The sequence below is a fragment of the Colwellia sp. MEBiC06753 genome, from assembly GCF_053470325.1.
This window is the reverse complement of sequence record NZ_JBQMTM010000004.1, coordinates 218,773-229,925: the sequence shown is the minus strand read 5'-3', so window position 1 is coordinate 229,925 and position 11,153 is coordinate 218,773. Positions and strand designations below refer to the sequence as shown.

Sequence of the window (11,153 nt, the reverse complement as noted above, 5' to 3'; positions counted from 1 at the left end):
CGTGCCTTTCAGCAGCTTCTCTACATAACGGGCTTGGCTATCCGTTAAGTTTTCTAACTCGGTTATCAGCTTTGTAAATTGTGCTGGGATCATGAGTAAACCCTCGTTAACTGTATCTACATACAGTGTAGCAACAATTTACGGGAACATAGCCATTGACAAATATCATGTTGTTTTTATTTAGCGCACTGATATTGCACCTTGTTTCCAAGATATAGCAAGGTAGATAATAGCTAATCCCGTAGCAATTTCGAAAAAGCTAAATAACATAAAGTGAAGTGTCCCACCCATGCTGACTGTGTAGGCTTGATTTAATGTGGTAACAACGCCGGCAGCAATATTGACAAATTTATTGGGCTTAAAAGACAACAACTGTGACAAGACAATCATAATCATCGGTATTTGCATAATCACCGCATAGATGAGTAAGAATTCTTCGGTGATCTCCATACTTCCCACTTTGCCAGATAAAAACGCCTCTAAGTATTTGGCAAGGTGCAGAGTAAACACATCGCAATAGATGTAATTCACTGTTAGATATATCCAAAGTACAGAAAGTAGGTTTTTACGGTTTCCATCCCAATCAATAAATGTCATTTTGCTTTTCTCTCAATTAAATAAATTTCAATAAGAAAATTGCTTGAATCCCGCAGCCTTGTCGTTCGAATAGGCCCATTCGAACCAATTTATTCAATTATTTTTGAAAAAATTAGGTAGAATTGAAAAATAACTAACCACACGATAGATACAAAAGGATTTCAAGGTGGCAGTTCATGTCATACCGACAATTATCTATTCCAGTATGATGGGAGTAATGATTTTTGCTTTAATTGAGCTAAATAGCCAAACTAAAAAGCGACAATCATTTTACCTCGCAGGATTGCTATCATTATTATTGATTCATATTCTTGGGGAGCTATTTATCTATTCAGGCGCCTATCGATATGCGCCATCTCTAGCTGGCGCACAATTTCCAATGAGAATGTTGCTCGGACCAGCACTATATTTTTATGCATTCGCAAGTATGTCCCCTAAAAAGAGCCCGCCAAAAATGGCTTGGGTATTGGCTGTACTTGGCCCAATGGTTGTTATTCTTGGTATGTTGCCATTTGTCCTTGGTATAAGCGCCCAAGAAAAATTAGCGTTAGCAAACCCAGCTACAAGAGACGCGGAACTATTTAAAGTTGCCCTATTTACCTGCTTATTTGCCATGATTGCGTTTATTGTGTTTACTGGTATCTATCTAATTGCAGCGTTTAAGTTGCAACAACAACATCGCAGACAATTAATGGAGCGCTTTGCTGATATCGAGAAGCGAGCAATGGACTGGTTTAGTGTTTTACTCGTGCTTTGGAGCTGTGTTTGGCTATTGTTCGCAATCGATTTTTCCCTGAACTTTCTCGGCTGGAAATGGTTTGGCACTGGTATTGTTTTACCATTAGCAGAAGCCTTAGTTTTAATGTTTTTTTGCCATTTTGCCTTACGTCAGCCAAATATTAATGATGCTGATAAGGGTAAACCTAGTAGCGAGTCAGTACGCACTCCGAATTTAACGACAAGCAAAATGAAGCAGATCGCGAGTAAACTTCAAAATATAATCGCTGAAAATGCACTGTTCTTAGAAGATGACTTATCATTAAACAAACTTTCAGCCGCAATTGCCGTTAGCGAAAATCATATTTCCGAAACCTTGTCACAGTACTTACAAACAAATTTCTTTCAATTTGTGAATAGTTATCGGGTGAAACATGCGATGGATTTATTAATAAGTACCAATAAAACGGTAACTAACATTGCTTTTGACGCGGGCTTTAATTCTAAGTCAACATTTAATACGGCATTTAAAAAGGTAGCAGGAGTCACACCTACCGCCTATCGAAATGAAGCGAAGTCGTCAGCATAAAATAAACAACCGCTTGTCTCACATAAAGAAAAACAAGCGGTTATTGAAGAAAGTGAGCTAGCACATAAGCCGGGTTCTGTTCTATCAAAGATAGCGACAATCATTCGTCTAGGCCTTAACTCGCGCTAAGGCTCAAGCAACCTACCCGGTTTCAACGCGAGCCACGCCATATGAAACCCTATTTGGTCTTGCTCCGGGTGGAGTTTACCCTGCTGCCCACTGTTACCAGCGGCCCGGTGCGCTCTTACCGCACCCTTTCACCCTTACCTGTGCTGCCCTCTACCGAAGTAGAAGTCAGCCATCGGCGGTCTTCTCTCTGCTGCACTTGTCGTCGGCTTGCGCCGCCCAGACGTTATCTGGCACCCTGCTCTTTGGAGCCCGGACTTTCCTCCCCTCGAACCGTATACTTAAAAAGTACAACGAACGAGCAGCGATTGTCTGGCTAACTCGCGGCGGATTTTATAGTAAATTTGCCAAAGACGCTAGCAACGGATTTTGAGCGTTGAATTTATCGTAAAGTAAAAGCGGACTGGTGCTTATAAAAAGCAAGCGTTTTAGCCGACTTAAATTTATCTCGATTGTGCTAATAACTGCTGTTCCAGCCAATGTTCGGCATCGGTGCGCGTTTTAAAAAAAGCAATATTCTGCTGAGCTAAACTTGGGGTACGCTGCAAAATAATTTCTTTTTGTGAGCTAAATGTTATCAAAAAAGCTTTCGCGATGATTGGTTGAGTATTAAGCCAGCGATTATAGTCTTCAAGTGCCACGTAAGCCTCTGGTGTGCCACCTTCCAGCGCTAAGTCATCAATTAACATAACAAATGGCTTTGCGTTGAGTAACGCGACTTTTTCTTTTACTGCTGCAACATAAGCCAAGCAGCCGGCTTCATTAAAACTACCGGCCAAGCGGCTGCTAATGATGTTATTGATTAATGAAACACTAAAGTCGCCATGCACTATCATTTACTACTCTCTGATTGATAACGCTAAATCATACAGTTGGTTTTTCTTTACACCATATATTTTAGCAGCAATTGCGCAAGCTTTTTTCGGCGGTAATTCTTCCACCAATAATTTCAGTGTTTGCTCAATTTCTGGAGATATTGCTTCTGAATCAAGCGTTTTCCCCTCAATGATTAACACCATTTCACCTTTTAGCTGATTTGGATCTGCTGTAAGCCATGTAACAAAATTTTCTGCGCTATCAGCTTTAATCGTTTCAAAGGTTTTAGTGATCTCCCTGGCAATAACAACCTGACGCTCACCACCTAAGGTATGAACAATATCCAGCATAGTATCTAACGCACGGCGCGGTGCATCATAAAACACCATAGTACGCGGCTCATTGGCAAGCTCAGCCAACACTTTTTGCCTTGCACCAGTTTTAGACGGTAAAAAACCTTCGAAGGTAAAGCGATCGGTTGGCAGACCTGCTACTGATAGCGCGGCAATGGCCGCACATGCACCGGGAATAGGAACTACCGGCAGGTTTTGTAATTTAAGATCTTTAACAATGTGAAAGCCGGGATCGCTAATTAGCGGAGTACCAGCATCAGAGACAAGTGCTATTGACTTACCTTCAGTCAACCAATTAGCTATTTGCTCCTGACGTTGACGTTCATTGTGATCATGCAACGAAAATGTTTTAGCTTTAATGCTAAAGGCACTCAACAACTTTTGAGTATGGCGGGTATCCTCACAAGCGACCAAATCTACTTGGCTTAAAACATCTAAGGCGCGTTGAGTAATGTCGCCTAAATTGCCAATAGGGGTAGAAACTACGTATAAAGTGCCAGATGCTACTTGAAAATCAGTCATTTAAATTGGGCAATGGTTGAGTGTGTATAGGATGAAGTTTATTATAAACCCATACCTAAACGCACGGATTTCCCTTTAGTGAAGTTAGAATTTTTTAAAACACCTGTTCGTTCGCTTGCAATAATTGCCTGTTTTACTGGGTTACTCTATGGCTGTGCTACACCTAAAACCACACAGCCTACCCAAGCTGTTAAGCAAGTTATTCCCGAGCCAGAAGCTGATATGACAGCACTTGACTACATTGCACAAAGTAAAAAACAGTCACCAAATGAGGCGGTTTTATCACTAGTATTAGCAGCTGAGTTATTTATTAAAGAACAAAACTATGACCAAGCGTTATGGTTAGCCAATAAAACGCGTGCATTAACCACTACAGCGGAAGCGAGCTTTCGGATAAGTTTAGTGTTGGTAGAAGCCTTATTTCGTTTAGGTTATCAAGATGAAGCATTAACTACGCTATCACAAGTCAATGAAAATTCAGGTCAGTTTACCAGCGGTTATTATTATTTATTAGCTGAAATTCAAGAGCAACGAGGGTTCAAAGAGCTCAAAATTATAGCTCTGCTAAACGCATTTGCTTTAGATTCACAAGCGACAGAGCTCGATATTGACAATATTTGGCAGAGCTTTCAAACGTTATCAAGTTGGCAGTTATCATATGTCGCCAAGCAGGAGGTGCCTTATATTAAAGGTTGGCTAAACTTGATAAAACTAGCTAATGAATTTGGTTATGACGAAAGTTTATTCGCACAGCAACTTAGTCTATGGCAAAAGCGTTTTTCTACTCATCCAGCCAACTCTATTGTAAATGCGCTTATTAACGATAACGTGAAACAAGAAGAGCTAAAACCACAACGAATAGCCGTAATTTTACCGTTAACCGGTAAACAGCAAGCCGCTGGCAACGCGGCGCAGCAAGGTATACTCGCTGCGTATGCAGATAATAAAGCTAGTGAGTTATATTTTTTTGATGCAGAAACTATCGACTGGAGCCTAATGGCAACAGAGTTAGAAGATAAAGCCATTGATTTTGTTATAGGCCCACTGCTTCGCGAGCACGTTGAACGTTATCTAGCAACACCAGAACTTAACTTACCGACATTATTACTTAATATTCCAACAAACCTGCCATTAGCTGAAAACCAGTTTGCTATTTCAATGCGCCCGGAAGATGAAGCCATTCAAGCCGCAACAACTTTGGCACGACAAAATTTCAAAATGCCGATCGTATTAGTGCATGAAGATAATGTAAGCCAACGTATTGCCAATGCATTCGTTACAGAATGGCAAAGAGTTAACGACTTCCAACCACAAATTCTGCCTTTTACTCAAGGCAAGCAAATGCAAACTATGCTGAAATCAGCGCTTGGCGTTGAACAAAGCCAGGCCAGAATTAATCAGTTAAATCGTCGTTTGAAACAAACCATCAAAACTGAAACCCGCAATAGACGCGATATTGATATGATTTATATTGTTGGCTCTTCAACTCAAACGCGGCTATTAAAACCTTATATTGATGTAAGCATTAGCCCATTTGCCGACACTATTCCAATTTTTGCTAGCAGCCGCAGCCATAGCGCACAGGTCGATAAAAGTGACACCAGAGATTTAGTAGGACTTAGTTTTACCGAAATGCCTTGGCTATTGAAAAGTGACCAGCAAAATTCAGAATTAGTAAGCCTTAGTGATACACTTTTCCCTAACCGAAGTGATAGTTTGCAACGAATTTTCGCCATGGGGTATGACGCTTTGGCTTTAGCAAGTAAGGTCACTATGATGGCGACAAAACCTTATATTCGCCATGAAGGTCAAATTGGTACACTCATGTTGAATCAAGACCATATTTTAACACGTAGCCTGTTATGGGGTCGCTATTCCAAGGAAAGTGTGGGTCAAATTGAAATGGATTAACGCGTTGACCACTAAAGCGGTTGGTGATCAAACAGAACAACTCGCCGCTAATTACCTAATTGGCCAAGGTTTAAAAGTGCTGACCAAAAACTTCTCCAGCAAATTTGGTGAAGTAGATATTATTTGCCTAGACAATGACAGCTATGTATTTGTTGAAGTGAAATATCGCCAGTCAGCGAATTATGGTGGTGCTATTTCAACAGTTTCACTTAGTAAACAACAAAAACTTAAACTTTGTGCTTCTTTTTATCTCCAACAATCGGGGTTAAATGAATATAATACCCCTTGTCGATTTGATGTGGTGGCACTACAAGGCAACTTAGGCCAACCACAAATAACCTGGCTGAAAAATGCCTTTTAAGGAGCCAACACTCTTATGTTAGAGCGTATAAAAGATAACTTTAAAGAAAGTATTCAAACCAAAATTGCCGCTAGCGAGGCGCTAGCAGCGCCAATTGAACAAGCTGGAATGGTAATGGTTCAAGCGCTACTTAATGGTAAAAAAATATTAAGTTGCGGTAATGGCGGCTCAGCTGGCGATGCTCAGCATTTTTCTTCAGAGCTGTTAAACCGTTATGAAACTGAACGTCCAAGCTTACCAGCGATTGCCTTAACAACAGATTCTTCAACCATTACCTCTATTGCTAACGACTACCATTACGACGAAGTATTCTCAAAGCAAGTAAGAGCATTAGGCAATGAAGGTGATGTACTGTTAGCTATTTCTACTAGTGGCAACTCTAAGAACGTGATTAAAGCCATTGAAGCCGCAGTAGCGCGCGATATGCCGATAATAGCGCTAACCGGTAGAGACGGTGGTGACATTGCTGGATTATTGGGTGAGAATGATGTCGAAATTCGCGTCCCTTCTCCTCGTACAGCCCGCATCCAAGAAGTACACCTACTTGTGATCCATTGCCTATGCGAAATTATCGATACTACTTTATTTCCACAAAGCGAGGACTAAACGTGAATTTAGCAAAATTTGCCGTTTTATCTGCAACCGTTGCTATATTACAAGGTTGCGTTTCAGCAGCGGTTGTTGGCGTAGCTACAGTTGCTAGTGTTGCGACAGATAATCGCAGTGTTGGTCGTCAAATAGATGATCAAGCAATTGAATTTGATGCCTATGCCGCATTGGCTGATCACAAAGGTATTTCAGAAAATACTAACCTCAGCATCACTAGTATGAATGGCTCAATGTTAGTTGTAGGGCAAGCACAGAATACTTATTTACGCGATGAAGCGTTAAAGATTCTAAAGAAAATTGATAATGTCGCCCAAATTCACAATCAAATTCGCATTGGCAACTCAGTGTCAGTAGCAACAAAAAGTAATGACATCTGGCTGACTTCTAAAGTAAAAACTGCCCTATTTCAACACGGTGACTTAGATGCATCTAACATCAAAGTGGTCACGGAAAACGGTGAAGTTTTCCTAATGGGTTTAGTACCAAGAGCAATTGCTGATCAAGCGGTGGAAGTTGCTCGTAATATCAGTGGTGTTAACCGAGTAATTAAGGTTTTTGAATATCAATAAACCTTAATCGACAACTGAAAACAGAACTAATGTTAAAGTAGCAACAATATAATTGCTCAATATATAGCGTCGCGATAGCGCGACGTTCATTTTTGTTTATTTGACACCAGTAATTTTCGTTTTAATACATTATTATTAAGGCGTATTGTCAGCGTTATTGAAGACAAATCAATACTTAAGTTAGTCAGCATTTTCTTTTTCAGCTTCTTAAGATGCTTGTTTCAATTAAATATGCATCGCGCCTCAACAACCCTTCTTTAATAGTTGCCTTATTTGGAAAGGTTACGTTGGCGCTGAGTAGTTTATTTCCCATCTAATTGCCAGAATAAAATCGCAGGGAGTTGTGGTTCTTAGCAATAAATAATTAACGATGCTGGGATAATTTCAACCACAATCTCCTGTGCCTCTTTTACTTCACCATCAACAACATAGTCTAACTTTTCGTTCGCCTTGACCGTCACTTTTTTCGCTGTGCAGTGTTTACTTAGCGATGACTTAACATTATCACTGATACCTGACAGCGCTAATTCCGATAGGGTAATTAATTGTTCCGACGCTTGTTCAGTGTCATTAATCCAAGTCACATCTAATAAACCATCTGCGATGTTTGGTGACCCACCACCTTGAGCCAACACTGTTGTAAACGGCGCAGCATTGGCAATAACTAAGCTTGATGTATTCACATCAAACGGCTCTTTATCATCAATGCATAAGGTTAACGCCAAGCATTGATTTCGAATGACGGTATCTAATAAAGCTTTTACATAAGCAAATTGCCCACCGTCATCCTTCTTATTCCTATCGGCACCAGCAATCATGCCGTACTCAAATCCTAGCCCGGTTACAAGCAACATCGGTTCTTCGTTACAGGTTGCCGTGTCGATTTTTCTCGTATTACCCGCCAAAATCGCATTACAAGCAACTGTCACTGGCTGTACTTTTGTTTGAATACCAAGCAATACGTGGGCTAATGCGTTGGCCGTCCCCATAGGTAAAATTCCCATTGATACGTTACGTGATACCAGTTGCTCTGCAACTTCAGTCACTGTGCCATCACCACCGCAAGCGACTATGTGTTTTGCGCCACATCGTAAAGCTTGCTCGGTAGCTTTTGTTGCTGAATACTCGGGTGTCGTTGTAATAATATCGACAACATACTTAGCAGTTAGTTGGTTAATAACTGCTCGTTGATAGGTCGGCCATTTACCTCCACCAGCGACAGGATTAGCAATAAGGGTGATAGGTTCAGCTAATTTAACGACGTTTTGCTTTACCATTTGTGTCAATTTGGCTAGTTGATAATCGTTAAGCGCTGCCGTTTGCCTAACATGCTGAACCTTTGCTAAAGCTTGTACTACTAAAAGATGTTGATGTTTAGCTAGCAAATAAGCCGCTACCACCATTACTGATCTACCGCGCCCTAGTGCACAATGGACAACGACTGTTCTAGATTGGTTGATTTGACTTTCAATCCAGTTAATAGCGTGAGTAAGTTTCGCGCTCGATGGTGCTTTATGGTCAAGCACAGGAATATTTAGATAGTGTAAATCACTACTTTCGGCCGTCCAATCAAGCCCATCAAATTCAGCGGTTACGTCTAAAATTGCCGAAACTTTCTGTTGCTTTAAGTAGTTAATATCTGAAGGAAGCAGACGGCAAGCTAAAAATAGCTTATCTTCTATTTGCTGAATCGATGGTACAGTGTCATTACGCCGAGCCCAGCTATTATAAAGCTGAGCCCCAAGTAAAAATGGAATAAACAACCAGCGAATATAAATTGGAATACTACCATTATCCTTCTTGCGAAAAATCGATGGAACATTAAACAGGTACGCAATACTCACCAAACCAAGCGACAATCCCAACCAAGCAAACATCAGCGAAAAATAGCTACTAGCAGTCATAAACGCGGCAAAAAAAGCCAAAATTGCGCCTGCAATATAATATTTTGTAATATACATCCTTTAGTATTCCTCCTTAAGTCAGGCAATTTATGCCGTTTAATTGACAGTAAAAATATACACCCTAGTAGCCTTAACATTTAACGATTTACATTAGCGTTAACCGCATCAACCTGCCTCAACAGCAGAAAGAAACTTGATGAAAAATTTGAATTGATGCGGCTTAATGAAACAACTAATGATGACTGGCAAATAAGGTTATTGCTGCATTTCTTGCTGATATTGTTGAGCTAGAGTTTGCTTTTGGCTATCGCTTAACACCTTACCTGCTTGTTGGAAAAACTCGCGTTCCTCTTCTGCTAAATGGTGCAATACTCGATGTTGAAGTGCCTTCATGGTTTTTAACCAAGCTGGTGAGCTCATGTCACTTTTATCGAACTCTGCAAGATATTGATCAATTTCTTGATGCTCTGCAATACCATGGCGGGTTAAATCTATTGTGTGATCTGAATCAATCAGTGGTGCATAAAAACAGCGTTCTTCTGCAATAGAATGTTGTGATAATTGATGTTTTAAATCTTTGAAAAAATGTTGTCTCGCTTCTGAATCACCGCTCGTTTCCACCACAGCTTTCATAAGTAAACGCTGTTTTTCGTGATCTTGTTTTATCGCGGCAAAAATATCCATTATAATCTCCTCTATATTTAACTAATTATTATCTGATCCATACTCTGTTTCCATTTGACATTCTTTATTACGAAGCAAATTCAATTTTGGATGTCTCAGACAAACGATCTCCTACATGATTGTATTTACAATAAATATACTAACAGGCTTCTACCGCAAAATGCGAATCTGCCCAGTGAAATTACAAATTAGCGGCACTGTCAACTATTCAACTAAAGCCAAGTGCTAAAGGCAAACCAAAAAAAATCCCGCCATTGGCGGGATTTAAACAAACTCTAGCGTAGCATCTACGATAAGTAAAAGCTTACTGTTCTGTTACAACCTCTGTTGACTCAACAGGTTTATTATTCAAGAACATTTCTCGTAAACGAGTATCTAACTCTTTGGCAATATCTTTATTTTCTCTTAGGTACTCAACCGCTTTCGCTTTACCTTGGCCAATTTTATCACCATTATAGCTGTACCAAGCACCGGCCTTTTCAACCATCTTGTTTTGTACACCTAAGTCAATTAACTCACCTAAGCTATTAATACCTTCGCCATAAAGAATTTGAAATTCAACTTGCTTGAACGGAGGCGCAATCTTGTTTTTAACCACTTTAACGCGAGTTTCGTTACCAACAATTTCTTCACCGTTTTTCACTGCACCAATGCGACGAATATCTAAACGAACTGACGCATAGAACTTTAACGCGTTACCACCAGTAGTAGTTTCAGGGTTACCAAACATCACACCAATTTTCATACGAATTTGGTTGATGAAAATCATCATGGTGTTTGATTGCTTCAAGTTAGCCGTTAACTTACGCATTGCTTGTGACAACATACGCGCTTGAAGACCCATATGAGAGTCACCCATGTCGCCTTCAATTTCTGCCTTAGGTGTTAATGCTGCTACCGAGTCAACAACAATCACATCAACAGCACCAGAGCGAGTTAACATGTCACAAATCTCTAACGCTTGCTCACCAGTATCTGGTTGAGATACTAATAAGTTATCAATATTAACGCCTAATTTAGCTGCATAAATAGGATCTAACGCATGCTCAGCATCTACGAAAGCACACACTTTACCATTGCGCTGTGCTTCAGCGATAACTTCTAAAGTTAATGTAGTTTTACCACTAGATTCTGGACCAAAGATTTCAACAACTCGACCTAGCGGCAAACCGCCAGCACCTAAAGCTATATCTAAGCCTAATGAACCTGTAGAAATAGTTTCTACATCCATGCTACGGTTTTCACCTAAACGCATAATTGAACCCTTACCAAATTGGCGTTCAATTTGACCTAAGGCTGCTGCGAGTGCTTTTTCTTTATTCTCGTCCATTTATCGCTCCAAAAAATACGACAACGTTTATTCATTAAGTTGCGCTCAGTATACTGTATGAGAAT

The 11,153-nt window shown here is 40.2% G+C and carries 11 protein-coding genes and 1 other RNA gene; 5 read left to right on the top strand and 7 right to left on the bottom strand.

Translation table 11 applies throughout. The features are described 5' to 3' along the window. Positions 1 to 180 precede the first annotated feature (180 nt). Positions 181 to 597, bottom strand: coding sequence for a DUF6326 family protein (locus tag ACOB82_RS05455; RefSeq protein ID WP_448211929.1), 417 nt, complete (start codon positions 595 to 597; stop codon positions 181 to 183). A gap of 166 nt (positions 598 to 763) precedes the next feature. On the opposite strand from ACOB82_RS05455, the gene ACOB82_RS05450 reads away from it, so the two are divergent. Continuing rightward, entirely contained in the window at positions 764 to 1,903 is a 1,140-nt protein-coding gene (locus ACOB82_RS05450) for a helix-turn-helix domain-containing protein (RefSeq protein WP_448211928.1), read from the top strand. A 49-nt stretch (positions 1,904 to 1,952) separates the two neighbouring features. On the opposite strand, the gene rnpB is transcribed toward ACOB82_RS05450, so the two are convergent. From rnpB to rsmI, 3 genes are all read right to left on the bottom strand, one after another. Beyond that, positions 1,953 to 2,353, bottom strand: an RNA gene (gene rnpB, locus ACOB82_RS05445) — RNase P RNA component class A. A gap of 119 nt (positions 2,354 to 2,472) precedes the next feature. Beyond that, positions 2,473 to 2,865, bottom strand: coding sequence for a hypothetical protein (locus ACOB82_RS05440; RefSeq protein WP_448211927.1), 393 nt, complete (start codon positions 2,863 to 2,865; stop codon positions 2,473 to 2,475). A 3-nt stretch (positions 2,866 to 2,868) separates the two neighbouring features. Then, positions 2,869 to 3,720 (bottom strand): 16S rRNA (cytidine(1402)-2'-O)-methyltransferase, encoded by an 852-nt coding sequence (gene rsmI / locus ACOB82_RS05435; protein ID WP_448211926.1) that lies wholly within the window; start codon positions 3,718 to 3,720, stop codon positions 2,869 to 2,871. 78 nt (positions 3,721 to 3,798) lie between these two features. Between rsmI and ACOB82_RS05430 the strand changes: the two genes are divergently transcribed. From ACOB82_RS05430 to dolP, 4 genes are read left to right on the top strand one after another with little or no spacing between them, the layout of a single operon-like run. After that, positions 3,799 to 5,631 (top strand): penicillin-binding protein activator, encoded by a 1,833-nt coding sequence (locus tag ACOB82_RS05430; RefSeq protein WP_448211925.1) that lies wholly within the window; start codon positions 3,799 to 3,801, stop codon positions 5,629 to 5,631. Next, positions 5,618 to 5,992 carry a YraN family protein gene (locus tag ACOB82_RS05425; protein WP_448211924.1) on the top strand — a complete coding sequence of 125 codons (375 nt, stop codon included), beginning with the start codon at positions 5,618 to 5,620 and terminating at the stop codon, positions 5,990 to 5,992. The genes ACOB82_RS05430 and ACOB82_RS05425 overlap by 14 nt, the downstream gene beginning before the upstream one ends. Positions 5,993 to 6,007: 15 nt before the next feature. Continuing rightward, a complete protein-coding gene (locus ACOB82_RS05420) occupies positions 6,008 to 6,598 on the top strand; it encodes a phosphoheptose isomerase (RefSeq protein WP_448211923.1) in 591 nt (196 codons plus the stop codon). Positions 6,599 to 6,600: 2 nt separating this feature from the next. Continuing rightward, the gene (gene dolP, locus ACOB82_RS05415) at positions 6,601 to 7,170 is read left to right on the top strand and encodes a division/outer membrane stress-associated lipid-binding lipoprotein (RefSeq protein ID WP_448211922.1); all 570 of its coding nucleotides are present in this window, start codon (positions 6,601 to 6,603) and stop codon (positions 7,168 to 7,170) included. A gap of 350 nt (positions 7,171 to 7,520) precedes the next feature. Here dolP and ACOB82_RS05410 read toward each other — a convergent pair whose 3' ends face one another. The 3 genes from ACOB82_RS05410 to recA all read right to left on the bottom strand — a co-directional run bounded on the left by ACOB82_RS05410 (position 7,521) and on the right by recA (position 11,088). Further along, the gene (locus ACOB82_RS05410; protein WP_448211921.1) at positions 7,521 to 9,131 is read right to left on the bottom strand and encodes a diacylglycerol kinase family protein; all 1,611 of its coding nucleotides are present in this window, start codon (positions 9,129 to 9,131) and stop codon (positions 7,521 to 7,523) included. A 198-nt stretch (positions 9,132 to 9,329) separates the two neighbouring features. Next, positions 9,330 to 9,758 carry a hemerythrin domain-containing protein gene (locus ACOB82_RS05405; RefSeq protein ID WP_448211920.1) on the bottom strand — a complete coding sequence of 143 codons (429 nt, stop codon included), beginning with the start codon at positions 9,756 to 9,758 and terminating at the stop codon, positions 9,330 to 9,332. A 304-nt stretch (positions 9,759 to 10,062) separates the two neighbouring features. Beyond that, a complete protein-coding gene (gene recA / locus ACOB82_RS05400; RefSeq protein ID WP_448211919.1) occupies positions 10,063 to 11,088 on the bottom strand; it encodes a recombinase RecA in 1,026 nt (341 codons plus the stop codon). Positions 11,089 to 11,153: the final 65 nt, after the last annotated feature.

Coding starts and splice junctions, on each gene's coding strand:
- ACOB82_RS05455 (WP_448211929.1), bottom strand. CDS start 597: ATGACATTTATTGATTGGGATGGAAACCGTAAAAACCTACTTTCTGTA.
- ACOB82_RS05440 (WP_448211927.1), bottom strand. CDS start 2,865: ATGATAGTGCATGGCGACTTTAGTGTTTCATTAATCAATAACATCATT.
- rsmI (WP_448211926.1), bottom strand. CDS start 3,720: ATGACTGATTTTCAAGTAGCATCTGGCACTTTATACGTAGTTTCTACC.
- ACOB82_RS05420 (WP_448211923.1), top strand. CDS start 6,008: ATGTTAGAGCGTATAAAAGATAACTTTAAAGAAAGTATTCAAACCAAA.
- ACOB82_RS05410 (WP_448211921.1), bottom strand. CDS start 9,131: ATGTATATTACAAAATATTATATTGCAGGCGCAATTTTGGCTTTTTTT.
- ACOB82_RS05405 (WP_448211920.1), bottom strand. CDS start 9,758: ATGGATATTTTTGCCGCGATAAAACAAGATCACGAAAAACAGCGTTTA.
- recA (WP_448211919.1), bottom strand. CDS start 11,088: ATGGACGAGAATAAAGAAAAAGCACTCGCAGCAGCCTTAGGTCAAATT.